Source organism: Cryomorpha ignava (assembly GCF_010686655.1).
Taxonomy (GTDB): domain Bacteria; phylum Bacteroidota; class Bacteroidia; order Flavobacteriales_D; family Cryomorphaceae; genus Cryomorpha; species Cryomorpha ignava.
This window is the reverse complement of the sequence record NZ_JAAGVY010000001.1, coordinates 75,649-100,790: the sequence shown is the minus strand read 5'-3', so window position 1 is coordinate 100,790 and position 25,142 is coordinate 75,649. Positions and strand designations below refer to the sequence as shown.

22 protein-coding genes are annotated in these 25,142 nt (G+C 41.4%); 12 read left to right on the top strand and 10 right to left on the bottom strand.

Annotated features, from left to right (window positions below; translation table 11 throughout):
• The first annotated feature begins 15 nt into the window (after window positions 1–15).
• From G3O08_RS00430 to murI, 6 genes are all read left to right on the top strand, one after another.
• Complete coding sequence (locus tag G3O08_RS00430; RefSeq protein WP_163282690.1) at window positions 16–963, top strand: PorP/SprF family type IX secretion system membrane protein; 948 nt, start codon at window positions 16–18, stop codon at window positions 961–963.
• An 892-nt stretch (window positions 964–1,855) separates the two neighbouring features.
• Window positions 1,856–2,599: an isoprenyl transferase gene (locus tag G3O08_RS00425; protein ID WP_163282860.1), complete on the top strand. Its 744-nt coding sequence runs from the start codon at window positions 1,856–1,858 to the stop codon at window positions 2,597–2,599.
• The gene (gene bamA / locus G3O08_RS00420; protein ID WP_163282689.1) at window positions 2,580–5,105 is read left to right on the top strand and encodes an outer membrane protein assembly factor BamA; all 2,526 of its coding nucleotides are present in this window, start codon (window positions 2,580–2,582) and stop codon (window positions 5,103–5,105) included. The genes G3O08_RS00425 and bamA overlap by 20 nt, the downstream gene beginning before the upstream one ends.
• 44 nt (window positions 5,106–5,149) lie before the next feature.
• A complete protein-coding gene (locus tag G3O08_RS00415; RefSeq protein ID WP_163282688.1) occupies window positions 5,150–5,761 on the top strand; it encodes an OmpH family outer membrane protein in 612 nt (203 codons plus the stop codon).
• A gap of 31 nt (window positions 5,762–5,792) precedes the next feature.
• Window positions 5,793–6,284 carry an OmpH family outer membrane protein gene (locus G3O08_RS00410; RefSeq protein ID WP_163282687.1) on the top strand — a complete coding sequence of 164 codons (492 nt, stop codon included), beginning with the start codon at window positions 5,793–5,795 and terminating at the stop codon, window positions 6,282–6,284.
• A 249-nt stretch (window positions 6,285–6,533) separates the two neighbouring features.
• Window positions 6,534–7,349, top strand: a complete 816-nt coding sequence (gene murI / locus G3O08_RS00405) for a glutamate racemase (protein ID WP_163282686.1) — start codon at window positions 6,534–6,536, stop codon at window positions 7,347–7,349.
• Here murI and G3O08_RS00400 read toward each other — a convergent pair.
• The 5 genes from G3O08_RS00400 to G3O08_RS00380 all read right to left on the bottom strand — a co-directional run bounded on the left by G3O08_RS00400 (window position 7,317) and on the right by G3O08_RS00380 (window position 11,907).
• Window positions 7,317–7,772 (bottom strand): IS110 family transposase, encoded by a 456-nt coding sequence (locus G3O08_RS00400; protein ID WP_163282685.1) that lies wholly within the window; start codon window positions 7,770–7,772, stop codon window positions 7,317–7,319. The two genes, murI and G3O08_RS00400, sit on opposite strands and share 33 nt — an antisense overlap.
• 563 nt (window positions 7,773–8,335) lie before the next feature.
• Window positions 8,336–8,860: a gamma carbonic anhydrase family protein gene (locus G3O08_RS00395; RefSeq protein ID WP_317163987.1), complete on the bottom strand. Its 525-nt coding sequence runs from the start codon at window positions 8,858–8,860 to the stop codon at window positions 8,336–8,338.
• Window positions 8,853–9,185, bottom strand: a complete 333-nt coding sequence (locus G3O08_RS00390) for a heavy-metal-associated domain-containing protein (protein WP_163282684.1) — start codon at window positions 9,183–9,185, stop codon at window positions 8,853–8,855. Before G3O08_RS00390 ends, G3O08_RS00395 begins: the two co-directional genes overlap by 8 nt.
• Before the next feature lie 43 nt (window positions 9,186–9,228).
• Window positions 9,229–11,439 carry a TonB-dependent receptor gene (locus G3O08_RS00385; protein ID WP_163282683.1) on the bottom strand — a complete coding sequence of 737 codons (2,211 nt, stop codon included), beginning with the start codon at window positions 11,437–11,439 and terminating at the stop codon, window positions 9,229–9,231.
• A 48-nt stretch (window positions 11,440–11,487) separates the two neighbouring features.
• Window positions 11,488–11,907 (bottom strand): hypothetical protein, encoded by a 420-nt coding sequence (locus G3O08_RS00380; protein ID WP_163282682.1) that lies wholly within the window; start codon window positions 11,905–11,907, stop codon window positions 11,488–11,490.
• A 48-nt stretch (window positions 11,908–11,955) separates the two neighbouring features.
• Between G3O08_RS00380 and G3O08_RS00375 the strand changes: the two genes are divergently transcribed.
• The gene (locus tag G3O08_RS00375) at window positions 11,956–12,555 is read left to right on the top strand and encodes a NifU family protein (protein ID WP_163282681.1); all 600 of its coding nucleotides are present in this window, start codon (window positions 11,956–11,958) and stop codon (window positions 12,553–12,555) included.
• A 382-nt stretch (window positions 12,556–12,937) separates the two neighbouring features.
• Here G3O08_RS00375 and G3O08_RS00370 read toward each other — a convergent pair whose 3' ends face one another.
• A complete protein-coding gene (locus G3O08_RS00370; RefSeq protein ID WP_163282680.1) occupies window positions 12,938–13,480 on the bottom strand; it encodes a DinB family protein in 543 nt (180 codons plus the stop codon).
• Window positions 13,481–13,603: 123 nt separating this feature from the next.
• Here G3O08_RS00370 and G3O08_RS00365 point away from each other — a divergent pair, with 123 nt between their 5' ends.
• The 4 genes from G3O08_RS00365 to odhB all read left to right on the top strand — a co-directional run bounded on the left by G3O08_RS00365 (window position 13,604) and on the right by odhB (window position 20,011).
• Window positions 13,604–15,454 (top strand): M61 family metallopeptidase, encoded by a 1,851-nt coding sequence (locus G3O08_RS00365; protein WP_163282679.1) that lies wholly within the window; start codon window positions 13,604–13,606, stop codon window positions 15,452–15,454.
• 56 nt (window positions 15,455–15,510) lie between these two features.
• Window positions 15,511–15,819, top strand: a complete 309-nt coding sequence (locus G3O08_RS00360) for a hypothetical protein (RefSeq protein WP_163282678.1) — start codon at window positions 15,511–15,513, stop codon at window positions 15,817–15,819.
• A gap of 101 nt (window positions 15,820–15,920) precedes the next feature.
• Window positions 15,921–18,662: a 2-oxoglutarate dehydrogenase E1 component gene (locus G3O08_RS00355; protein ID WP_163282677.1), complete on the top strand. Its 2,742-nt coding sequence runs from the start codon at window positions 15,921–15,923 to the stop codon at window positions 18,660–18,662.
• A gap of 2 nt (window positions 18,663–18,664) precedes the next feature.
• Window positions 18,665–20,011, top strand: coding sequence for a 2-oxoglutarate dehydrogenase complex dihydrolipoyllysine-residue succinyltransferase (gene odhB / locus G3O08_RS00350; RefSeq protein ID WP_163282858.1), 1,347 nt, complete (start codon window positions 18,665–18,667; stop codon window positions 20,009–20,011).
• 499 nt (window positions 20,012–20,510) lie between these two features.
• On the opposite strand, the gene G3O08_RS00345 is transcribed toward odhB, so the two are convergent.
• The 4 genes from G3O08_RS00345 to G3O08_RS00330 all read right to left on the bottom strand — a co-directional run bounded on the left by G3O08_RS00345 (window position 20,511) and on the right by G3O08_RS00330 (window position 23,525).
• Window positions 20,511–20,885 carry a GxxExxY protein gene (locus tag G3O08_RS00345; protein ID WP_163282676.1) on the bottom strand — a complete coding sequence of 125 codons (375 nt, stop codon included), beginning with the start codon at window positions 20,883–20,885 and terminating at the stop codon, window positions 20,511–20,513.
• A 332-nt stretch (window positions 20,886–21,217) separates the two neighbouring features.
• The gene (locus tag G3O08_RS00340; RefSeq protein WP_163282675.1) at window positions 21,218–22,240 is read right to left on the bottom strand and encodes a tetratricopeptide repeat protein; all 1,023 of its coding nucleotides are present in this window, start codon (window positions 22,238–22,240) and stop codon (window positions 21,218–21,220) included.
• Window positions 22,233–22,814, bottom strand: a complete 582-nt coding sequence (locus G3O08_RS00335) for an RNA polymerase sigma factor (RefSeq protein WP_163282674.1) — start codon at window positions 22,812–22,814, stop codon at window positions 22,233–22,235. Before G3O08_RS00335 ends, G3O08_RS00340 begins: the two co-directional genes overlap by 8 nt.
• 6 nt (window positions 22,815–22,820) lie before the next feature.
• Complete coding sequence (locus tag G3O08_RS00330) at window positions 22,821–23,525, bottom strand: carboxypeptidase-like regulatory domain-containing protein (protein ID WP_163282673.1); 705 nt, start codon at window positions 23,523–23,525, stop codon at window positions 22,821–22,823.
• 340 nt (window positions 23,526–23,865) lie between these two features.
• Here G3O08_RS00330 and G3O08_RS00325 point away from each other — a divergent pair, with 340 nt between their 5' ends.
• The gene (locus G3O08_RS00325) at window positions 23,866–25,140 is read left to right on the top strand and encodes a ribonucleotide-diphosphate reductase subunit beta (protein WP_163282672.1); all 1,275 of its coding nucleotides are present in this window, start codon (window positions 23,866–23,868) and stop codon (window positions 25,138–25,140) included.
• Window positions 25,141–25,142 lie beyond the last annotated feature (2 nt).

Sequence of the window (25,142 nt, the reverse complement as noted above, 5' to 3'; positions counted from 1 at the left end):
TTAAAGAGATAAAAGATGAAAAATTCAAGTGTTTTCAAGTTGGCCTTGCTAACCATCGGGTTGGTATCTGCTGCCGGGGCATACGCTCAGCAACAGCCGCTTTATACCATGTATATGTGGAATCAGCTGGTAGTCAACCCTGCTTACGCGGGAAGCCGTGAAGCTATTACGGCCTCGGCTGTGTGGCGTGAGCAATGGGTTGGGTTAGACGGTGCTCCATCTACACAGGTTATTTCTATTCACAGTCCGTTGCCAAATGAAAAAATTGGTCTGGGACTTACCGTTCAAAACGACCATATTGGGCCGTCGAATAATACCGGCGTATGGGGAGATTTTGCATATAGAATTCAAACAAGCGAAAAAGCCAAACTTTCTTTCGGCCTTCGAGCCGGTTTCGGAATTCATCAAGCCAACTTGCGCGATCTGGATAATATAGATGCCAATGACCCGGCATTTACGAAAAACGTTGAAAACAACCTCCTTCCCAATTTTGGATTTGGTGCTTATTACTACGGAAATCGCGGTTATGTTGGTATTTCGAGCCCTACGATTCTTGAAAATGAATTGAATAGCGGAAACAATCCCGGAAGCAAAGGAGAGGACTTGAACAACAGACATTATTACCTTTTGGCAGGTTATGTATTCAGCCTTAGTCAAGATAGTGTAGGCGTAATGTTTAAGCCATCGGTTGTGGTGAGAGCTGTAAATGGCGCACCAGTGAGTTTTGATGTTTCTGCCAACTTTTTGATTAAGCAAAAACTTTGGCTTGGAGCCGCATACCGTTATCAGGATGCCGTAGCAGCTATTGTTTCGTTTCAGTTTACTGACCATTTACAGGCGGGCTATTCGTATGATTTTGGAACCAGTAATTTGAGAAATTATCACAATGGAAGCCATGAGATTATGCTGACCTACGACTTTTTTAGTAAGGATGTTAAAACGAAAAATCCGCGGTACTTTTAGGAGCGTTTAGTCTCTAGTCGCGAGTCTCTAGTCTCTAGTCTCTAGTCGAGAGAGGCTTTTCAGAAAGGATTAGCTTTAGCTTTTTTATTTAATAGGTTATCAATAGTTTTGGATAGAAAGCCTTGTCCGTAAGGATTTACTGTGGTCTAACTAATCACTTGATACATGTTTAGTGAAATTTGACTTTGGATATTTGGAGCTTAAGGATAGCTTCACAACAGTGCCTTCCCGCGCCTGTGCTTTCCTCTCGGCAAAAAACCTAGTCGGATGCAGAAAGAGCGCAACCGCAAAGATTATACACGGGAGTAATTTTATTCATGAATATGCTATTATTTAGCATAACTAAAATGAAGCTTTTCACGGAACGATAATGCGATGCATTGAGTGGTTATTGAGCCTGTCGAAATGCTTAGTCGAAATGTGTGCGGCGAAAACTATCCTTTCGACCATTTGGGAGTCTGTATGGAAGGGGTCGGGGGTGCGCGGAAGGATTGAATGACAGTAGTTTGCAATTGAGCGGCACTGGATTTCGGTACCAGGAGATGCTACCACACAAGTTTTGAGTATGATTTACACTAATCCAGGTATTTTTCCATACACCAAATTCTTAGCTCCACATCGTTGCTACCCACGCATTTCTTAAGGCGTTTTCCAGCTCTTTTCAGAAAATAAAAACCTATTCTGTTAATATTCTTACGGCTTTTCTATTTCTTTATCCCTTCTAATACAATTAATCGTACTTTTACAAGTTTAGCACAAGGCATTGGTTTCTGTAAGCATTTTACTAAATCAGCAACCGGAAGTTTAGCCCGGCAAACATGTTAAAACCAGCACGAAAAATTTCGTTTTCTGATCTGATCTAAAATTCAGACATTTGCAGCCCGCAATTGATATGAGTCTTAAAAGTAAAATAAAGTCAGATCTGGTACCTCAACACATCGCCGTAATAATGGATGGCAATGGTCGTTGGGCTAAAAATCGCGGTGAAGACAGGGTTTTTGGTCATCTGAATGGTGTAAACAGTGTTCGCGAAACTCTGGAAGCAGCCACTGAAATAGGCGTTAAATTTTTGACTCTTTACGCTTTTAGTACCGAAAATTGGGACAGGCCACGCGAAGAAGTATCGGCATTAATGGATCTTTTGGTGCAAACCATACTCAAAGAAATTGATTCGCTACAAAAGAATGAAGTGAGCCTGAAAGCAATTGGCGATTTGTCAATGCTTCCCCAAAATTGCCACAATGCCTTGCTTGAAGCTATTGATAAAACGAGCAAAAATGAGCGTATTACGCTTACACTGGCATTGAGCTATAGTTCGCGCTGGGAAATACAAAAAGCAGTTCAGGAAATTGCAAGAGATGTTAAAAGCGGTGAGATAACCCCCGATGACATCGATCAAAATACCATAAGTCAATATCTTGAGACCCGAAATTACCCCGACCCGGAATTGCTCATAAGAACTAGTGGGGAAAAAAGAATTAGTAACTTTTTGCTGTGGCAAATCGCCTATAGTGAATTATATTTTACCGAAACGCTCTGGCCGGACTTCAAGAAAGAAAATTTCTTTGAAGCGGTTGTTGCTTATCAAAATCGAGAAAGAAGATTTGGGAAAATCAGTGAACAAAACGCGCATTAATCTTATTCTCGCCTGCATGGTGGGAATAATGGGTTTTTACCATCCGGCTACGGCTCAGGTTGGTGTTGGCGATTTTAATATAGATTATAGAAGTCCGCGCGAATTTACCATTGGCGGTCTCACCGTTTCTGGTGCACGCAATTTTGACACACAGGCCATTATCCTGTTTTCGGGTCTTAGCGTAGGTCAAAAAATTACCATTCCCGGCGACCAGATTTCACAGGCCATTAAGAACCTCTGGAAGCAAAAACTCTTTGATAATATTACGATTAGCATTTCCGAAATAAAAGGAAATGAGATATTTCTTGATATCGGACTTGTGGAGCGACCTCGCCTTTCTAGATATAAGTTTGAGGGAATTTCTAAAGGTGAAGCCGAGAACCTGCGCGAAAAGATTAATCTTATTCGTGGCTCCATTGTAAACGAAAATCTCCTTACAAATACTTCTAATATTATTGAGAAATATTTTGAAGAAAAAGGGTATCTCGATACCGAGGTAAATATTTCTCAACATCCCGATACGCTTGTTCCGAACAGCGAATACCTGATTCTTGACGTGCAGAAAAATGATAAGGTAAAAATTGGAAATATCACTTTTACGGGTGTAAATGATGTGTCTGAGGCCAAGCTGCGCCGGGCATTGAAAAACACCAAGGAAAAGAATTTCTTCCGAATTTGGAAGCGCAGTAAGTTTATCCGCGCCTCTTATCGCGAAGATCTGAAAAAGATTACCGCGATTTACAATGAAATGGGGTATCGGAATGCGAAGATTCAGAACGATTCTGTTTATAGAAATCCAGATGGTACTGTAGGTATTGATATCGATATCTATGAAGGCAATCAGTTTTACTTTGGTAATATTGAATGGGTTGGGAATACAAAATACACGTCTTCAAAATTGTCGGAAATACTCGGTATCGAGAAAGGCGAAATTTACGACCAGTCTAAGTTTGAGTCTAGACTAATCATGAGTGCCAATGGGGGCGATGTAAGTTCGCTTTACCTCGATGATGGGTATTTGGCATTTCAAGCAATCCCTGTTGAGAAAAGTGTTCAGAATGATACAATCGACGTACAGATTAAAATCTATGAAGGGCGTCAATACCGCATTAATAGAGTTATAATTAAAGGAAATACCAAGACCAACGACCGCGTAGTGCGCCGGGAAATCAGAACCAAGCCGGGCGATCTTTTTAGCCGGTCTGATATTATTAGAACGCAGCGCGAGCTTTCGCAGCTCGGGTATTTCGACCCTGAATCATTTGGGATCAACCCTGTTCAAAACGATCAGGACGGAACGGTTGACATTATTTACACCCTTGCCGAACGACCTTCTGACCAGATTGAACTTTCGGGCGGCTGGGGTGCAGGAAGTATTGTAGGTACGCTGGGATTGTCGTTTACAAATTTCTCTATGCGCAATTTCTTTAAGGCTGGAGCATGGGATCCATTGCCATCAGGCGATGGGCAGAGACTTTCGATTCGTGCGCAGACTAATGGAAGGTTTTTTCAGTCGTACAATGCATCGTTTACCGAGCCGTGGCTGGGTGGTAAGAAACCAAATTCCTTTACAGTTGGTGTTCAACGCTCTATTCAAACAAATGGGGTTACGAAAAAACAAGAATCAAACGGTTTTGAGCGTCAGGCACTGATAATTACCGGTGGTAGTGTAAGTCTTGGTAAGCGACTAGGTTGGCCAGATGATTACTTCCAGATTCTGGGTGGAGTTAGCTACCTGTACTATGATATTCAAAATTACCGAAGTGGAAACAATACAGGAATATTCGCTCTTTCAAACGGAACCTCAAATAACTTGTCATTTATTTTTAACCTTTCCAGAAACTCTGTTTTTGATCCGATCTATCCGCGTTATGGATCAAATATTCGTTTAAATACAAAAGTCACGCTTCCTTATTCACTTTGGGATGGTATAGATTACGCCGGTGACATTACGGATGAAACGCGTTATCAAAATGCGGAATACTACAAATGGAAACTGGTTGCCGAGTGGTACACCGAGCTTGCTCCAAAACTAGTATTAATGACGCGCAGTGGTTTCGGCTTTTTGGGATATTACAACCGTGATAAAGGCGTATCTGCTTTCGAAAGATTTTATCTAGGTGGTTCTGCACTTTCTGGATTTGCGCTTGATGGCCGCGAAATTATCGGCTTACGTGGATATGATGATTTGAGTTTGTCGCCTGCTACCGGGTCTAATATTGTTATTAAGCAGACCATGGAGCTTCGCTATTTGATATCGCCAAATCCTTCGGCTACAATCTTTGCGCTTGGATTCCTGGAAGCAGGTAATACTTATGATGGTATTGAAAACTTTGATCCTTTCAGAATGTATCGTTCTGCGGGTGTTGGTCTACGAATATTCTTACCAATGTTTGGGCTTATGGGGCTCGACTACGGTTGGAGATTTGATGATGTACTGCTTAAACCATCTATGCCACGCAGCCAGTTTCACTTTACTATTGGCATGAATCTTGGAGAACTCTAAAAAAATTGTATTTTCGCTCATCGCCTAAAGAGTCATCAGAACTTATGAAAAAGCTCATATTCACCTTAGTTATAGCAAGTTTTTGTATGCTTTCGGCATCAGCCCAGCGCTATGCTTATGTTGATACAGAATATATTTTAAAGAATCTCGCATCTTATAGCGATGCGCAGAAAGAACTTGACAGGCTATCGAAGCAATGGCAAACTGAAATTGAGCAACGCTACGAATCTATCGACAGATTGTACAAGGCTTATCAGGCCGAAAAGGTTCTTTTAACTGAAGAGATGCGCAAAGAGCGTGAAGATGAAATCGTAAGAAAAGAACAAGATGCGAAAGAGCTACAGCGTAGCCGATTTGGCGTAGATGGCGACTTGTTTAAAAAGCGTGAGGAGCTTATTCAGCCTATTCAAGACGATATTTACAACGCCATTAAAGAAGTAGCCCAGGGTGGAGGCTTTTCAGTAATTTTTGATAAGGCCAATCAGAGCAATATTCTATACGCCGACCCACGGTACGACAAAAGCGACCGGGTGCTAAGCAGGCTCGGTATAAGTGCAAAAGACAGAACTACTGACGATGCTGATGACAGCGATAGTTTAGACGATAATTCGCAACAGCGCGAAGAACCATCAAGAGATACAGGAAACAAAAGATAATTTTTAAAATCACGAATACAAACAATACAATATGAAGCGAATAATCTTACTGGCAGTACTTACTATTGGAGTAATGACACAATCTATGGCGCAAAAATTTGGCCATGCAAACTTTGAAGAAATCGTAAGCCTTTTGCCTGAACGGGCAGCAGCCGAGAAGGAAGTTCAGGATTTACAGAAAAAACTGGAAGCCAGATTGAATTCGATGGTTGAGGCTTATCAAACCAAAACTGCCGATTTTCAAAGCGACACCACCCTTACTTCGGGTATGCGTACAAGCCTCAGAAACGAAATTGCCGATATGGAAAAACGCATTCAGGAGTTTCAGCAAACGGCTTATACCGAAATAGAAAATAAACAGAACGAACTTATGAGCAAGATGATTGACAAAGTGCGCGCTGCAGCTGTTGAGGTTGGAAAAGCAGATTCTTATACCTACATATTCGACGCCAGCAATGGAAGCTTGCTCTACGCAGGTGGTGAAGATGTAACTCCGAAAATTAAAACGAAACTGGGAATTTAATCTTCCCGTTTAAGCATAATTTAAAAACATCCCTCTTTTGGGATGTTTTTTGTTTTGTACTTTTGATAATGAGTATTGAGTATTGAGTATTGAGTATTGCGTATTGAGTCTCGCGTGAGGTGTGGGGAGAGTCACGAGTAAGAGAATTGGGAGGTATAGATTTGCCGGTAGTTTGCTTCCGCGAATTTAAATGGGTTGTTGAATATTTTATATGTACTAAAATTCCGAAAGGGGCATTCTTTTAAAGCTTTGAAAACAAAATCAGACAATCGGCCAATTGGTATTTTTGACTCCGGAATAGGAGGGCTCACTGTCGCATCGGCCATTGCGAAAAGAATGCCCAATGAGCAAATAATTTATTTTGGCGATACAGCCCATTTGCCCTACGGCGACAAATCACCTGACGCAATACGCACGTACTCGGCGGGAATATTTGAATTTCTAAAGTCTAAAAACTGCAAGGCGGTAGTTATTGCATGTAATACAGCTTCGGCAGTTGCTACCACTACGGTAAGAGCTCTCGCAGGGAAAGATATTCTTGTAATTAATGTAATAGACCCTACCTCGCGCTATGTTGCTTCTAAATTTAGTAAGGGAAAGATAGGCGTAATTGCAACAAAGGCTACGGTAAACAGCCGCATCTATGCCAAGCGTATAGAAAAGCGTAACGAGAATCTGAAAGTAACTATGCTCGCCACACCTCTGCTGGTGAGTATGATAGAAGAGGGATTTTTCAATAACAATATTTCTCAGGCCATAATAGATTCTTATTTAAGCAAATCTAATCTCAAAGATATTGATGGATTGATATTGGGTTGTACCCATTTTCCGTTGATTAAAAATGAGGTTCAGAAGTATTATAAATCACATACTGAAGTAATTGACTCAACAGAGATTGTAGCAGAACACACCCATCACGTTTTAGAAAAACATGGTCTCTTGAATCAAAAAAGTGGTGGCGTTCACCATTTTTATGTATCGGATATTACACCTTCATTTGATGCGAGTACCAAACTCTTTTTTGGTAAAAAACTAAAGCTCGAGAAGAAAAATCTTTGGGTTTAAATCAGCTAGCAATGCATTGTAATTTAGACCTCGTATCGAGACTTCATTTTCATGAAAAAAATTATCTAGAGTCGCTCCGTCGACCAATGGGAGTGCGTATTCTGCGATGCGGGCAGCGTCTACTTTATCATTCTTTCCTCTCACAACACCCATCGAACGTTTAACTTCCAAACCGGATACCATAGAGAACAGTATGTTCTTTTCAGCTAGAAAAGCTGCTAAAGAAAGTGAATACAGACCAGTATGTTCGAAACAGAAGTAAACTTCATCTGACTTTACTTTATGCTTCTTGATCCAAGCGAGCAAGGCTTTAAATCCCTTAGCATTATTTGCAAATTGCTTATGCTGATTAATCAGGTGCAGATGAACGTCAATGGTGAGTTTGGATATATCCACTCCGACAGTTTCATTGTAATTTTTCATACTTTTGAGTTTTTAATAAATAAATGTTGTCTCCCGCTATTACCTTTAATGAGACCCTAACGTCTAGTATTCTAATTGGCGCTGACAACGGTTATAAAAGAATGGGGACTAATACGCACTGTAGGCATAGAGGCCTAGTATGTAAGATAGTTCACCCCATTCTTTTTTTTATTCACAATTTTACGAAGTTTCGAGTCTCCCCCAAACCCCCTCTTTTCAACAACACTATCAACAATCTTGAAAAGATTAAAAGGGTGAGACAAATCTAAAGGTATGTAAGTGGTATCCACCCCCGCAAAGCGGGATCTAAGACCTGCGGGATCAAGTTAGATTTGATTGATTGCATTCATACTTATTCCTCCCTGAAATTATGAGTCGCTCCGCAGTGGCATCCACCCTGCGGGTCAAGTTAGATTTGATTGATTCTGTTCAAGTTCTACCAATCTATTCCTCACTATAATTATTAGAGACGCTTCGTCGACCAACGGGCGTGCGTATGTAAGTGGCATCCACCCCCGCAAAGCGGGATTCTAAAACCTGCGGGATCAAGTTAGATTTAAAAATCAACTATACCAATCCTTATACCCCACATAACTTTCAGCCATTTTGCGCATTTGCTCAATTGATTCGTCGGAATCTAATTGCTTAACTTGTTTGGCGGGCACGCCCGCCCAAATGGTGCCGCTCGGTACAATAGTATTTTCAAGAACAACAGCTCCGGCAGCTACAATCGCTCCACTTTCTACCACCGCATTGTCGAGCACTATGGCGCCCATTCCTATCAGCGCATTGTCGTGAATGGTACAGCCGTGCACAATGGCGCGATGCCCCACGGTAACTCTGTTTCCAATCGTTACTCGGCTTTTGCCGGTAGTGGAATGCAAAACAGCACCATCTTGAATATTGGTTTCATCGCCAATTAGTATTCTGCCCACATCGCCACGAAGAACAGCCTGATACCAAATGCTACAGTTAGATCCGATATGAACATCGCCCAGAATCGTAGCATTTGGAGCAATAAAGGTATGCTCCCCGATGAAGGGAGCCATACCGTTAATCTGTTGGATAATGGGTTTTTGATTAATCACACCCTCCTCCTGATTTGCAACATCCGTCTAATTTGTCGTAGGCTTCTTTGTTGGCAGGCATATCGCCAGCGGCATAGCCCAGATCAGTAATGGCCTTCTTAACTTCCGTTTCAGAAATTTGGTTGGCTTTATACTTTATAGTTATTTCATTAGCATCTACATCTACACGTGCTGATTTTATACCATCGGTATAAGCCAAGCCATCTTCAATAGTTTCTTTGCACATTTGGCAAACGATGGTAGATTTTACAACCAATTCTTGTTTTTGAGCCGAAGCCATCGAAAAGGTGAGAATGAATAGGATACTTGCTATTAAATACTTCATTGTTTGTGGTTTTTAAATTTATAATTCTATTAAATTGTTTTGTTTACTTTGGATTTGTAATGGTTAAGCGCACTCCGGCATAGAAGGTCCGTCCATTTACAGGGCCGTATATCATTGATGAATCAAAATTTGATCCAAAAGGATTTTCCGCATCAATAATGGCATCTTTTTGAATAAAGTCACCAATATTTTCTGCCCCTACATACACTTCAAACTTTCCGAGTACGCGAGTAATCTGCGAGTTAAAAATAAAAAAATCTTCCGAATCTGAAGCAATTTGAAAAGCTTCCGGATTTTGCGATGTGTCAGGCAAGCGTGACGAACCGTAATAGTTGGCCGTTGCATCAATATACCATTTCCCTTGAGGCGATGTATAGCCAACATTAAAAAGAGCTCGGTTATTAGGCACAAGTGGTTTTTCCAGTTTTCCTGAAATATAATCCACTTCTACGATCTGATATTTGTACGAAAGCTTTACGCCAAGTCCTCTAACCACTTCTGCTTGAATATCGGCTTGAAAGCTATGGGCATCGCTATTTCCATTCAGGTTGTAAAAAAGCAATTGATTTACGTCAGTATCGCGATCTACCACCAGTTGATTTTCGAAAGTGGTGTAATAATAATCTACGTTGAATGCGGCATCCTTGCCGAATAATTGAAATTTGTGCAAGAGCGAGATTCCGGTATTCCAGCTCGATTCAGCTTCGGGTGTTTGCAAGACACGCACGTGACGCGAACTCGCCAAAACCCCGAGTTGGTCAGCGAAAGCATTGGGCGATCTAAATCCCCGGCCCAATGTAGCTCTTAGCGTCGTAAGTGGTTTTAAGTTGTACTTACCGTGCATACGTGGTGAAATTTGAGTGCCATATAAATTGTGGAAATCTGATCGGAGTCCGGCCACGAAAGTAAATCGCGGTCTCTCGTAAGTATATTCCACAAATGCGCCCGGCACAATTTCTTCTCTCGAAAAAGCCGAATCGGCATAAGTTTCTTCATAATTGTCGTAGAGAAAGTGAACTCCCGCTGTATAGCTGTGATCAGAATATTTCGAAAACTTACTAGCAAACAGTGAGTTGAAACGCGCTGATCGCTCAACACCTTTGTAAATTGTATTTCCGAAATACGAATCCACGTCGGTGTAGCTATAAATAGCGGTAAGTCCCAGGCTCCGGTCTTCTCGCTCTTTTGAGAGTATTCCGACTTTCCCCATAACTTCTACTTGATCGAAGTTTAGACCGAAACCGTAGTTGCTGCCCTTACCAAAATCGTCGTCATAATCAAAGCCAATTTGCCCTGCAGTTCGTTCTTCGGTATTGTATCGTACTATAAACTGGCTGCGTAGAAAATCACCAGCGTATTTCCAGCGATTCATCAGTTTTATTCCTTCGCGCAGAGGCATATCCATGAAGCCATCTTTGTTATTATCAATTCTTTTGTTTTCTATGTTTCCACCAAAGAAAAGGGCAGTTGACCAACGCTCGTTTAGTGGTTTTGTCCATACGGCATTGGCTTCTAATCGGTTTTGACTATTCGCGAAAGCGTCTAAATAAATCGTCTCATCCCCATCTGAAGGTAAGAAGTTGATATTGATTTGGCCGGTCATGCTTTCATATCCATTTTGCACTGTACCAACTCCCTTGGTGAGCTGTATAGCACTAATCCACGGTCCGGGAATCTGGTCGAATCCCTGCACATTTGCCAGCCCGCGGGTAAATGGAATTCCTTCGAATAGATTTTGGACATAAACTCCATCCAGACCGAGCATTTGAATTTTGCGAGTACCTGTAATGGCGTCGTTTAGCACCACATCTACCGATGCCGTTGTTTCAAAACTTTCGGAAAGATTGCAGCATGCAGCTTTTCGCAAAATGCCGCGGTTGATATGCTCTGTATTAAGCTTGTCTACGGATGACATGGTAAAAGCACCCCGATCTTCGGTTACTTCCACAGCATTCATTTCCACGGTCGATGAAAGCGAAATGGTAAGCGGTTTCTCTGTTGATTTAACTAAAAGGGTATCGTTTCGATAGCCCACATAGCTGACAATTAGGGTGTGTGGGAGAGTTTTTACAGCTTCAAGAGAGAACTTCCCATCGGTGTCGGTAATGGCACCGGTAGTAGTGTTGCTCCAGTAAACGTTTGCACCGGGCAAAGATTCTTTGGTTTGCTTATCGCGAACTGTGCCCTGAAGCGATTGAGATTTGGCAGGGAAAAATATCCCGATACCAAGTAATATTAGGATGTATTTGTACATATAATTTTGATTTAAGCGTTTAGAAATAGAATTTCAAAAAGCTTAAAATCAAACGGTGTACTTGCAAATTTGGGTGAGTATGTCGCGACCCGAGAGGGGAGGCGCATGAGCGAATTGAGCAACAAGAAATTGTTGTGTCGATAGAAAAGGCTCTAAATAGGTTTCAAACTGAACAAAAGTCGAAAGCAAGGGCAGAAGCAAGAAATCTTTGTGCTCTACTTTAAAGCTGTGAAAGGTAACTTCCGATTTTTCTACATCGCAGCATTTTGCAATTAATGAGGCAATAGGAGCAGCTTCTGCTTTGCAGCAACTGTCTTCAGAACCTACCTTAACCGTCTTGGTGCCAGACATAAAACACTCCATAGTAGTAACCGCCGAAAATCCGGAATACACCAGCATAGACATTGCCAGAATAAGGCTGCCTGTAGTTTTCCACCAGGAAATTTTATTATGTCGCTTTTGATTCAAAGGAGTCTAATAAAGGTTTTATCTTTGCAAAAATACAATTTTCAAGACATGTTTCCAACTACACTATATGCGGAGCTTACTCCCAACCCAAATACAATGAAGTTCGTATCTGACCGAATTATTTTTAAATCGTCAGATCCGGTAGAATACAAATCTCAATCTGAGGCCAAAGGCTCGTCGGAGCTTGCTTACCAACTTTTTAATTTTCCTTTTGTAAAGGGAGTGTTTATTGCCAACCAGTTTGTAACTATCACAAAATCGGCTGATTTAAATTGGGATTTAATAACATTTGAGTTGCGCGAGTTCATCCGCGAATATCTGGTAAAAACTGAAATGGCGGTTGAGCGAATTCCGGAAGAAAAGAGTGTTGAAGCAAAAGCTGAAAAGCCGAAAAAATATGCCAATATCGAGGCAAGTGAATACGATGATGCCATAAGAAACATTTTGACAGAAATGGTAAAACCGGCTGTAGAGAGCGATGGTGGCGCCATAGATTTTGTTTCTTTTAAAGATGGTGTGGTAACTGTTGAGTTGCGCGGTTCTTGCTCTGGGTGTCCTTCTTCTACTGTAACGCTTAAACAGGGAATAGAACGTATATTGACAGCTGAATTGCCTGTTGTAAAAGAAGTTGTGGCGGAGTCGGTGTGAGTTTTTGATTAGTTTTTAGTGATTAGTTTTTGGTTGTTAGTTCCCAGTTCGAGCTTCCCTTCGGACGTTGGTGTTCGGTGTGAGTTTTTGGTGATTGGTTTTTGGTTGTTAGTTCCCCATACGGGCTCCCTTCGGTCGTTGGTTTTTGGGATGAGAATTTCTTAGGTTTCGCTCCTGACGCACACGCTCGCGTCCCGCGAGGGTAGTCTACTCCGGCGTCTCGCCAGGATTTTTAATGGAGTTAATGAATGGATATAGTCCTTGATCTATTGAAATAAATTAAACATTTCCCCAGAGAACCCGGCGGACGATTAGTCCCCAAGCTAAAAGCCTGGCGACTGCGAAAACCCAACACCAAACACCAAGAACTAAAAACCAAGAACTAAAAACTAACCCCATACCTCTCCCGAAGCACTTTAAAATGATGCATACAATGACCGGGAATAATATAGGCAATAGCTCTTACCGATAGTTTATTGTTGTTTGCCACACCGGCTTTTTGCAAATCGCTATTTGAGAATGTATCAAACAATGTGCGGGTAGAATGGCGCTGGGCAAGGAGTTCTGTTTTCAGGCTTTCTATAGAGCGGTCGTTTGCATTAGAATGGGCGGCGTATAATTCATGGTCGTAGCCGGAGATGCTTTTTGTCTCGCCTCTGGCAATCATCAAAGCTCTGGTGCAAAATATTCTTTCAGTATCTATACAATGCAGAATCATTTCCTTCACAGTCCATTTGCCGGGAGCGTAAGCTTTTAAACCTTCAGCATCGGTAAGGTTTTTAAATAATGCTTCCCATTTAGTGAGGTCGGCGGTTAAAATATCTTGTAAGGTGCCGCCTGGGATATTTGAGATGTATTCCTTATAAAAGTCGGCGTATTCATCTGATTCTAATTCTAATATAGCTGGAATAAGTTTTTCTTGCATAGGGTTATTTTATCGGCAATATCCGCATTATCAATAAAAGCACCTCTTAAAATTCTATAATATTTATTGGTTGATTGTGAATACAGCATAACTTTGGCCGCTCACTCATTCAGAAACCTTGCTATGCGCTTTATTTTCACTGTGTTCTTAACGCTCACCATTACCTTCTTATCTGCACAAAGTGCAGGAAAAACTGACTTAGGATATCGCGTAGAAATTGATGTAAAGAATATGGTTAATGACCAGGCGAGGGTAAAGGTATTTCCACCCGAAATTACGGTTGATACCCTTGTTTACAACATGCCTAAAATCATACCCGGAACTTATTCTATAAGTGATTTTGGTAGATATATTGAAGACCTGAAGGCAATAGACAAAAGCGGCGATCCTTTGAATGTGGAAAAATTGGATGAAAACCGCTGGGCTGTTGCCAATGCTACTCAATTGCAGCATCTGGAATACCGTGTAAATGGAACTTTTGATGATCGCTCAAGCGGAATTTTTGAACCGTCAGGGACGAAAATAGATTCAGGAGAGGTAGTGGTGCTAAACCCGTATGATTTTGTGGGCTACTTTGATGGTTTTAAGAACACACCATTCGCGGTAAGCGTAACCAAACCCGTTAATTTTTACGGTGAAACCTCGCTTCCGCGGATATCAGGCAATGATACCACCGATGTTTTTTCCGCCAAGGATTATTTTCAACTTCACGATTGTCCTATTCTTTATTGCGAGCCCGATACGGCGAGTATGCTGGTAGGCAAAACGCGAATCGCTGTTTCTGTTTTTTCGCCCGGAAAAAAGATGAGCAGCACCGATGTGCTTGAAACAGTTGAGGATTTATTTCCTGCGGCTGCAAGCTATTTAGGGGGAACGCTGCCGGTAGATCAATACACTATTTTGGTCTACCTGATGAGTGGCCCGTCTATGAGTGGAGGAATGGGTGCGCTTGAGCATAATACATCTACCGTTTTTGTGCTTCCTGATGTGCCGATTGGTATTCTTGGGCAAACGATTAAAGATGTTACGGCGCACGAATTTTTTCATATTGTTACCCCGCTGAGTATTCATTCTGAACAGATTGCTGATTACGATTTTATGAATCCGCAGATGAGCGCCCACCTCTGGCTTTACGAGGGATGCACCGAATATGCTGCGCAGCATGTACAGGTAAAAGAAGGGCTAATGCCAATGAAGGAATTTTTAACGGTGATGCGTAACAAGATAATTTCATCATCGGGTTACGATACCGGGATTGCATTTACGGAAGTGAGCAAAAAAGTGCTTGGCGAGCACGAGAGTCAATTCGGAAATGTATACGAAAAAGGTGCGCTGATTGGCATGGCACTCGACTTAAAATTGCGTAAACTAAGTGAGGGAGAATACGGTACACAAGAGCTAATGCGCGATTTGGCGAAAGCCTATGGCCCCGATAAACCATTTGTAGATAGTACGCTTTTCAGCGAAATAGGCCGGATTTCGGGCTACCCCGAGGCAACTACCTTTTTGGAGCGCTACGTGGGAAATCCCGAACCATTGCCGTTTGAAGAATTGTTGGGCTATGCCGGAATAATGTTTCGCGATTCCCTTACGGAAAAAGTCGTGTCGGGTGGGAATTTTAGCTTGGGATACAACCCTAAGACCGAACGAATGGTGGTAGTTGATGTAAAAGAAATGGATGATTTTGGTAAAGATCTCGGGTTGGAATACCACGATGAGATTTTGGAATGGAATGGGGTACCCATTGACATTGAAAATGTGCAGGAAGTACTGAATCAATACAAAAAAAATATCGCTCCCGGCGAAAAAGTGACAGTGCTGGTAGCGCGCAAAAACAGCAAAGAGGTAAACAAGACTAAAAAGCTTAAAGCCAAATCTTTGGAGATAGATCGTACACGAAGAGATGTGCTTGAGCCTATGGATAATCCATCTCCCGAGCAACTAAAAATTCGTAAAAGCTGGATAAACGCTTGAGCAATTTAAAGCCATATCGCGCGGCACAACCCCCGCACTGGCAATTAAAAAGCAATATGGCCGAAGACACTTTGCGTCAGGTAGAAAAGGATTTTGCCCTTCACGGAATAGCGCTTTTATTGAATATTAACGATTTAGAATATCCAAAAATCGTGGAAGAACTGGCGTTGGAAATGGAGAAAATCCAATTCATAGAAAGCCCTAAAATGCGGGCTATTCTTTATCAGATAGATTTGAATGAAAGCGACTTAGTTGCAAATATTCAAAATGTTAATGCCCAGAATACCTATCTATTTTTCGCTGATAAAATATTGAAACGATGTTTTGAAAAAGTGATTTGGCGATACAAAATGCGCAATCAATAGATTAAATTACTAATGCGTTGAGCAATATCACGCTTAATTAGGCTACAGGCATATTTAAAATTGTATTTTTGCAGCTATTATCTAAGATAGTGGAATAGTACATGGACAAATTTTCATTTCTCGGCAATGCTTCGATAGATTGGGTTGAGGATCAATACGAAAAATATCGAAAGGACGCCAATTCCATAGAACCGGATTGGGCGCATTTTTTTGAAGGTTTTGAATTCGCACGTACAAATTATGAGTCCGAAGAGCTCATGTGCGCAGATGTTCGGAATGAGTTTAAAGTTCTGAACCTTATCCAAGGATATCGCTCTCGGGGACATCTTTTTACACAAACCAACCCGGTACGCGAGCGACGCCAGTATAAGCCTACACTTGCATTGGAGAATTTTGATCTCTCTGAAAGTGATTTGGACTCTGTGTTTCAAGCGGGTGAAGAAGTGGGCATTGGCCCTGCAACCCTTCGCGATATTATAGCCCACTTAAAGAAAGTATATTGTGGGAGCATCGGAATTGAGTTTTCTTATATCCGCCATCCCGAGCGCAGACGCTGGTTGAAAGATAAAATCGAACTCGATAATCTGCCAAAATTCGATACACGCGAAAAACGAATTATATTCAATATGCTCAATAGAGCTACTTCGTTTGAGCAGTTTTTGCAAAAGAAATTTGTCGGTCAAAAACGATTTTCTCTGGAAGGCGGAGAAGCTTTGATTCCGGCTCTTCATGCCCTTATCCAACGAGGATCTAATTACGGCGTAAAGGAAATGGTGTTCGGAATGGCACACCGTGGACGATTGAATGTGCTTGGAAATATCTTTAAAAAAGACTTTAAGAATATTTTTAGTGAGTTTGAAGGAAAGCAATATGAGTACGATATTGACGGTGAGGAATTTGACGGTGACGTAAAATATCATTTGGGTTATTCAAATACGATAACCGCCGAAAACGGCGAGCCTATTCATATGACGCTTTGCCCTAATCCGTCGCATCTTGAAGCCGTTGACCCGATAGTAGAAGGAATGGCACGCGCAAAGATTGATAATTACTTAAAGGACGAAAAGGCTATTCTGCCAATCTTAATTCATGGCGATGCCGCGATTGCTGCGCAAGGGGTAGTGTATGAAATTGTGCAAATGGCTCAGCTTGACGGATACCGCACGGGTGGAACCATCCACATCGTTGTAAACAATCAGGTAGGCTTTACAACCAATTATCTTGATGGGCGATCATCTACCTACTGTACCGATGTAGCTAAAACAACGTTATCGCCTGTATTCCATGTAAATGGCGACGATATTGAAGCTGTGATTCAAACCATGCTTGTGGCGTTTCAGTACAGACAAGAGTTTGGAAGGGATGTATTTATCGACCTGCTTTGCTATAGAAAATATGGCCATAATGAAGGTGATGAGCCGAAATTTACCCAGCCGAAACTATATGATCTTATTGCCAATCACCCCAATCCGAGAGAGATTTATATAAAACAGCTTCTCGAAGAAGATGTTATTTCGCAGGAAGGTGCTGATGGTATTACAGAAAAATTTGATTCTTTGCTTGAGGCTCAATACGATGCTTCAAAGGAAGTTCCAAACGTGTATCTAAAACACTTTTTGGAAAATACCTGGAAGAATATGCATCCTGCGAAACCGCATGATTTTGAAAAATCGCCTGAAACGGGATTTAATAAAGAAGCACTTCTGAAATTGGCGAATGCAGCCAATACACTTCCAAAAGATAAAGTCTTTTTCCGGAAGGTAAATAAGCTGATGAAAGACCGGCTTAAAATGATTAAAGAGGATACGCTTGACTGGGCGCTTGGGGAACAGTTGGCTTTTGCTACGCTGCTCGATGAGGGTTACGACGTGCGCGTTTCGGGTCAGGATGTAGAGCGGGGAACTTTCTCGCACCGTCATGCCGTGCTGAAAACTGAGAATGATGAAGAAGAATATCTGCCGTTAAATCACGTAAGCCAATCGAAAGGAAACTTTACCATTTACAATTCGCTGCTTTCTGAATATGCAGTTCTTGGATTTGATTATGGCTATGCTTTTGCGAGCCCGCAGTGTTTGCCTATTTGGGAGGCGCAGTTTGGTGACTTCTTCAATGGAGCTCAAATTATTGTAGATCAGTTTATTACTGCTGCTGAAGATAAGTGGCGGACGATGAATGGATTGGTTATGCTGCTTCCACACGGATACGAAGGCATGGGTAGTGAGCACTCAAGCGGACGGATGGAGCGTTTTCTTCAATCGTGTGCCGAGTATAATATGCAGGTTTGTAATACCACTACACCGGCAAACTTTTTCCACCTTTTGCGCAGGCAAATGCATCGCAACTTTCGCAAGCCATTGATTCACTTTTCACCAAAAAAATTGCTTCGCTATCCAAAAGCTGTTTCTAAAATGGACGAATTGGCGAATGGCCGGTTTATGGAGGTTATTGACGATACCCAAGCGAAAGTTGATGAAGTAGATACCGTGGTTTTCTGTTCCGGAAAAATATATTACGAAGTGCTTGAAGAGAAGGAGAATACCGAAAGCGGAAGCAATATGGCGATAGTGCGCGTTGAGCAACTTTATCCATTGCCGGAGACTCAATTAGATGCTATTGTAGCAAAATATAAGAACGCCAAGAAGCATATCTGGCTTCAGGAAGAGCCCCAGAATATGGGTGCCTGGGCATTTATGGCTTTAAATTACCGGAAGGTAAACCTGGAAGTAATTTCGCGTAAGCCGAGTGCTAGTCCAGCTTCGGGTTCGAGCAAAACTGCTGAAATACGTCAGAAACGAATTTTGACAACATTATTTGAAAATGCTAAACAGCCTGTTAAAAAATAAGTATCATGTTTGAAATGAAAGTGCCCAGTCCGGGCGAATCCATATCTGAAGTTGAAATTGCCGCCTGGTTGGTTAGCGATGGCGACTACGTAGAAAAAGATCAACCCATTGCAGAGATTGACTCTGATAAGGCTACTCTTGAGCTTCCTGCAGAAGTGGCCGGGGTAGTGCAGCTTAAAGCAGAAGAAGGCGAAACTGTGGCGGTAGGTCAGGTAGTGTGTTTAATTGATACTGATGCGGCAAAGCCAGAAGGAAAAGGAGACGCAAAAACAGATGAGAAGGAAAAGCCGGAAGAGAAATCGGAAGAAGTAAAGTCTTCGCCAAAAGCTGATGCGTCTAAAAAAGAGTCAGTGACAGCAGAACCTGCTGAAAAGAAAGAAGAGAAAAAGGAAGAGCCAAAACCCGAAAAAGCATCTTCTGAATCAAAGAAACCGGAAGAAAAAGAATCGTACGCAAAAGGCCACCCTTCTCCATCGGCCAAGAAAATGATGGACGAGAACAATGTTCCGGCCAATAAAGTAAAAGGATCTGGTCCTGATGGTCGAATTACCAAGCAGGATGTTGTAAGTGCAATGGCTGGTGGTTTTGATACTTCGGCTGCTGCCGGATGGGGCGGTACACGCGACACAGAGAAAAAGCGCATGTCGATGCTTCGCCGAAAAGTTGCAGAGCGCCTGGTAGGTGTGAAAAACGAAACGGCTATGCTCACCACTTTTAATGAGGTGAATATGAAGCCGATTATGGACATGCGTACCAAATACAAAGAGGCTTTTAAAGAAAATCACGGTGTTGGACTTGGCTTTATGTCATTCTTTACCAAAGCCGTAACAGAGGCGTTAAATATGTTTCCGACTGTAAACGCGATGATGGATGGCGAAGATATGATAACCCATAATTACGCTGATATTGGAATTGCTGTAAGCTCACCAAAAGGGCTTATGGTTCCTGTAGTGCGCAACGCAGAGCAGATGAGCCTTGCCGAAATAGAATCGGAGATTAAGCGCCTTGCAATCAAAGCCCGCGATGGGAAAATCAGCATTGATGAGATGCAGGGTGGTACCTTTACAATTACCAATGGTGGTGTTTTTGGATCGATGATGAGCACACCTATTATTAACCCGCCACAATCGGCTATTCTGGGTATGCACAATATCGTTGATCGACCGATGGCTGTAAATGGCGAAGTGGTTATATTGCCGATGATGTATCTGGCACTTTCTTATGATCACCGAATTATTGATGGAAAAGAATCTGTAAGCTTTTTGGTAAAAGTGAAGGAGATGCTTGAGCAGCCGGAGAAAATGCTTTTTGGAGCTAAAGATCCTGCTGAAGTTTTGTTGGGGCTTTAAGGGCGCCTTCGGCGCTTTTAATTGCCACGAATGCACGAATAATTTTTGTGATTGGAGAGAGCTTTGTGGAATGCGAATTAAATTCTGATTTTCAATTCAGGAGGAAGTTTAGTTTGTAGTCCACGCATTTTTTATTCGTGCATTCGTGGCTACCTTTTTTAGCGCCTCCGGCGCTTTTTATTGCCACTAATGCACGAATGAATTTTGTTGTTTGAAGATGGTTTGTGAAGGTGATTTTAATTTCGATTTTCCATTCAGGAGAAAGTTTAGTTTGTAGTCCACGCATTTTTTATTCGTGCATTCGTGGCTACCTTTTTTAGCGCCTCCGGCGCTTTTTATTGCCACGAATGCACGAATAATTTTTGTGATTGGAGAGAGCTATGTGGAAGGTGATTCAACTACTGATTTCAATTCATCAGAAAGTTTGGTTTGTAATCCACGCATTTTTTATTCGTGCATTCGTGGCTACCTTTTTAAGCGCCATAAGTGGTATTGTAATTTAGAATACTATCCGTTTAGAATTTAATCGCAACTCTCCAAAATTCACCAATAGAGCCAATTCATTTCCAGAAACTTTTAAATAATTAATGGATAGGGCGATATACTCGTCGGGCATTGCTCTTACAGCTTTGACTTCTAAAATAATCTTGTCAAAAACCACAAAATCCGCGTAAAAGCTATGCGGTAATATAATTCCTTTATAATTTACTTCGTACTTCTTTTCACGCTCATAGGGAATATCGGCAGTATAAAATTCATACTCCAGAGCATCCTTGTAAACTATTTCCAGAAATCCCGGGCCAAGGTTATTGTGGACTTCCATGCATTTGCCGATTATTACATAGCTCTCTTCTTTATATTTTAGGTGTTCCATTTCTACTTATTTTGGTTATGTTTTCTCTAATTTAAGGAAGATTGATGGAACTCATTTAGACTTTTATAATTTTCTAATTGATTACTTTATTTGGGGCGCGCCTTCGGCACGTTTTTATTGCCACGAATGCACGAATGATTTTTGGAATCGGAGAGAGCTTTGTTGAAGGTAATTTATATTGTGATTTATAATTCAACCGAAAGGATAAATGTTAGTCCACGCATTTTTATTCGTGCATTCGTGGCAAGATTTTTTAGCGCCTTCGGCGCTTTTTCTTTGCCACTAATGCACGAATGATTTTTGGAATTAGAGAAGGCTTTGTGTTATTGGCATCACTCTTTCTCCAGCAACACCATAGCCCTTTCCGCATAATGCCCACCATCATCAGCAATCTCCAAAAGCAAGTCACGAGCTTCGTCAGTTCTGCCCAGCTTTTGCAAGCTCAAAGCTCGATACCATTCCGATTCCGGAGCAAAACTAAGTGTTGCTAATTTTTCCATTTGTTCAAAACCGGCTTCTGCCATCTGATAATCACCCAAATGGTAATGGCTTAGTGCTGAATAAAACTGTGCATTCGGATCCTGATTGTTTTCAATTAAAAGGTTCGACAACACATTTAAAGCTTTGACGTAATCTTCAGCTTTGAAATAGCGCAAACCTGATTCGAGTTTATCCATGTAAGTCTCGGTCTTAGGTTCTGGAAAAATACCTTCATATTGCTTGGAGCGCTTATAAGCAATGGTTGTTGAAAAATTAGCAGGTGTGAAATCGGTTAATTCCGATAAATCAATTTCCGGTTTGTTTACCTCTATGAGTTTGCTTTTAACGACCTTCAGATCGAGAACATAAAGAATCATCTCATCCACTTTAAGTTTCGGATACTCAATTTTGAGAATGGGCTTTGCCGACTTTGAATCAACAAAATCAGCCGTCAGCAAATTAGGAGAATGGTTTTCATCCCAAACTGGTGTAACTCCACTTTTTTTAATTGTATTATCGAGCTCGATGTTCCATACGGGTGTTGTTTGTTCTTGAGATTGCAGTTCGACTTTCTCCAAATCAATATTTACAGTACGTACTCTGGAAAATGAAGATCCCGGAATCTCACTTATCCTATTTGGAATTGTGAGAAAAACCGTTGCCACAGCAACAGCCCCAACTATAGACCACCACCAGTTAATTTTAACAGCGCTGCAAATTGGCAAATCATAAAGCGCAGCGGGGTCTTGCAGAAAACCGTCCACGGCTTCTGCCAAAAACGGATCACTGGCCATCCGGGCTTCGAAACCAGTTCGCTCTCCCGCATCCATTCCGCCATTTATAAAGCGTTCAATATTTATCGCTTCCTTATCCATTTCTCTTCTGATCGGTGTTTTGGTTAAAGCTCTCTAAAAACAAACGCAGATTTCGCTTCCCATTCTGCAAATGAGATTTTACTTTCTTTTCTGAAATCGATAAAACTCCAGCAATCTCTGTGTAAGATTGTTTTTGGTAATAAAACAGACGAAGACACTCACGTTGATTGTTTTTTAAGGTATCCAAACCTGATTCGAGCCTATTCAGATCTTCATCGGCAAACTGATGCGGAGCAAATACATCAGTTTTTTCCTTTTGGTATATCTCCTGGTGTTTGGCTGCGGTTTTGGCCTTTCGCAATTCCCCCAGACAATGGTTTTTGGCATACATATAAAACCAGGCATTAAACTGTTTTATCTCATGCTTTTCCAAATCTCTGCGAAGGCGCATAAAAATATCAGAGACGGCATCTTTTGCTTTTTCACGATCGCCGAGGTATTTTATGCAGAGACCATAAGTTTTTGTGCTGTACCGTTTGTAAAGCTCTTCCAAAACGGCATTGCGATTAGTAGAAAAGGCACCCAGTAGCTGCTCATTTTCCATTTTATCATATGCCGGATTGTGATTTTTCATTTTGCTTTATCTCGAATTCTGATCATAGAAATAATCAAAATAACTCTTAGTCTCTATCACAACTACACCACCGGTTATGTCTCCGTATTTAGCGGGTATTCCTCCTGTATAAACGGAAATTGACTTGATAGACGATCCCGGAAAATTCCCTAAACCTCCTGTAAGCCGCATTCCATCTACGTATGTAGCTGATGTGCCTGCGCGGGAGCCACGAACGATAAACTGGCCGTTTTCGTCGGTTTTGAGCTCGGGAGTAATGCTTCCAATTAGCTTTGCGGGGCTCTTAATCATGGCGTTGTGCTTTAATTCAGCCGCCTTTATTACCAATGTATTTGGTTCATCAACATCGATAAGCTTATGACCTACTACTTCAAATTCAACAAGCTCGTTGTTTGTTGAAATATTTACACTGCCCAGAAAGTAAATTTTTCCCGAGGTCACTTCAATATTTTCGATATTCCTCGGGTTGTAACCCAAATAGCTCACTTGCACCGCATAAGTTCCGGGCTGTAGCGGTTTGAGTTTAAACCGTCCTTCGTCATCGGTTGTAGTACCTATCAGTTTTCCGCCGTATTCGGTGCTAACTGTAGCAAATAAAATGGGCTCTCCTGTGGCATGGTCCAGAATGCGTCCGTGTATTTCGCCATAATTTTGTGCCTTTACGGCAAATATTCCCAGAAGGAAAATAAGTGTTGTAAGAATCGTTTTCATAAGTCTTTTTCATTGAGATGAGATAGTCCTTGAAATTCCATAAAAGATCATTTTCTTCTCAAGACCTCCAGCGCTTAAAAGCGAGAAACAATTGGGTATTCAATACAATAAATATTCCCGGAAGGGCAGCCTGACTCCCAATCATAAAGCGGGTTTTGGGGTATCTTCCAATTTAAATAGTTGATAATTTGATTCTGGTTTAAGTTTTTGAAAATCAAAAATATACGCCTTATTCGTGGATAAGGTGTTAAGAACTTTTCGAGCATTTGTGAAACCATAGGTTCTTAATTGGCAATTTTGTATTTCACTTGATCACCCCAGTTTCTAAGCAGAATATATTATGGAAATATCTCAGATAACCAAGCGGAATTTTAGCCCCCAACCCTTTGAACTTCACAAGATATCACACGCTATTTTTAAGGCGATGAAAGCCGTAAATCATGGAGGTGCCAATGATGCCGATATGATTGCAAATCGCGTGCATGAAGAGCTGTTGAAGCGAAATAAGGATGATGAGAATTATGTGCCAACCGTTGAGGCGGTTCAGGACGAAGTTGAAAACAAACTCATGGAAAGTGAGTTTCGGGATGCTGCAAAGGCATACATCGTTTATAGAAATAAAAGAGCCCAGGAGCGTCAAAGAAATATTTTTGAAAAGCGAATTAACCTAAAACCTTATGAGTATCCGCAGCTATACGAATATGTCTCTGCAATAAGACATTCGTATTGGATTCATACCGAATTTAATTACACGAGTGATATACAGGATTTTAGAACGCGCTTAACTCCAATGGAGAAAAACGCTATTAAAAACACCATGCTCGCCATTTCTCAAATTGAGGTAGCCGTAAAAACCTTTTGGGGCGATATCCACCACCGCATGCCCAAGCCGGAAGTAGGCTCTGTAGGGGCAACATTTGCGGAAAGCGAAGTGCGCCATCACGATGCCTACTCGCACCTGCTTGAAATTCTGGGTCTCAACAATGAATTCGAAAACCTGAAGAAAAAGCCGGTTATTATGCGACGGGTTCAATATCTGGAGGCGGCATTAAAGAATGCAAAAACGGAAGACAAGAAAGAGTACGCCGAGTCAATATTGCTGTTCTCGCTTTTCATTGAGCACGTATCCTTGTTTTCACAGTTCTTGATCATTATGGCCTTTAACAAGCATCGCAATATGCTGAAAGGGATTTCGAATGTGGTGGAAGCGACATCAAAAGAAGAGCAAATACACGGCGATTTCGGTATTGATATTATCCGCATTATTAAAAATGAAAACCCCACCTGGTTTGATGATGAATACCATATCATGGTTCGCGAAATGTGTAAAGAAGCCTTTGATTCGGAAAGTAAAATAGTGGATTGGATTTTTGAAGAAGGTGAGCTCGATTTTCTTCCGAAAGCCGTTATTAATGAATTTATTAAAAACAGATTCAACAACTCTCTTGAGAGTATTGGAATCGAAAAAGTATTTGATATCGATCAGGAATTGCTTCACCAAACGGAGTGGTTTGACGATGAAATTATCGGCACAAAACACGGCGATTTTTTCGTAAAACGATCGATTAACTACAGTAAAAGAACTCAAAGTATCACCAGTAACGACTTATTTTAAAA

Bases quoted from the DNA above. Each gene is read 5' to 3' on its own strand.
- G3O08_RS00430 (WP_163282690.1), top strand. From the start codon at position 16: ATGAAAAATTCAAGTGTTTTCAAGTTGGCCTTGCTAACCATCGGGTTG.
- G3O08_RS00425 (WP_163282860.1), top strand. From the start codon at position 1,856: ATGAGTCTTAAAAGTAAAATAAAGTCAGATCTGGTACCTCAACACATC.
- G3O08_RS00415 (WP_163282688.1), top strand. From the start codon at position 5,150: ATGAAAAAGCTCATATTCACCTTAGTTATAGCAAGTTTTTGTATGCTT.
- G3O08_RS00410 (WP_163282687.1), top strand. From the start codon at position 5,793: ATGAAGCGAATAATCTTACTGGCAGTACTTACTATTGGAGTAATGACA.
- G3O08_RS00400 (WP_163282685.1), bottom strand. From the start codon at position 7,772: ATGAAAAATTACAATGAAACTGTCGGAGTGGATATATCCAAACTCACC.
- G3O08_RS00390 (WP_163282684.1), bottom strand. From the start codon at position 9,185: ATGAAGTATTTAATAGCAAGTATCCTATTCATTCTCACCTTTTCGATG.
- G3O08_RS00385 (WP_163282683.1), bottom strand. From the start codon at position 11,439: ATGTACAAATACATCCTAATATTACTTGGTATCGGGATATTTTTCCCT.
- G3O08_RS00375 (WP_163282681.1), top strand. From the start codon at position 11,956: ATGTTTCCAACTACACTATATGCGGAGCTTACTCCCAACCCAAATACA.
- G3O08_RS00370 (WP_163282680.1), bottom strand. From the start codon at position 13,480: ATGCAAGAAAAACTTATTCCAGCTATATTAGAATTAGAATCAGATGAA.
- G3O08_RS00365 (WP_163282679.1), top strand. From the start codon at position 13,604: ATGCGCTTTATTTTCACTGTGTTCTTAACGCTCACCATTACCTTCTTA.
- G3O08_RS00360 (WP_163282678.1), top strand. From the start codon at position 15,511: ATGGCCGAAGACACTTTGCGTCAGGTAGAAAAGGATTTTGCCCTTCAC.
- G3O08_RS00355 (WP_163282677.1), top strand. From the start codon at position 15,921: ATGGACAAATTTTCATTTCTCGGCAATGCTTCGATAGATTGGGTTGAG.
- G3O08_RS00345 (WP_163282676.1), bottom strand. From the start codon at position 20,885: ATGGAACACCTAAAATATAAAGAAGAGAGCTATGTAATAATCGGCAAA.
- G3O08_RS00340 (WP_163282675.1), bottom strand. From the start codon at position 22,240: ATGGATAAGGAAGCGATAAATATTGAACGCTTTATAAATGGCGGAATG.
- G3O08_RS00335 (WP_163282674.1), bottom strand. From the start codon at position 22,814: ATGAAAAATCACAATCCGGCATATGATAAAATGGAAAATGAGCAGCTA.
- G3O08_RS00330 (WP_163282673.1), bottom strand. From the start codon at position 23,525: ATGAAAACGATTCTTACAACACTTATTTTCCTTCTGGGAATATTTGCC.
- G3O08_RS00325 (WP_163282672.1), top strand. From the start codon at position 23,866: ATGGAAATATCTCAGATAACCAAGCGGAATTTTAGCCCCCAACCCTTT.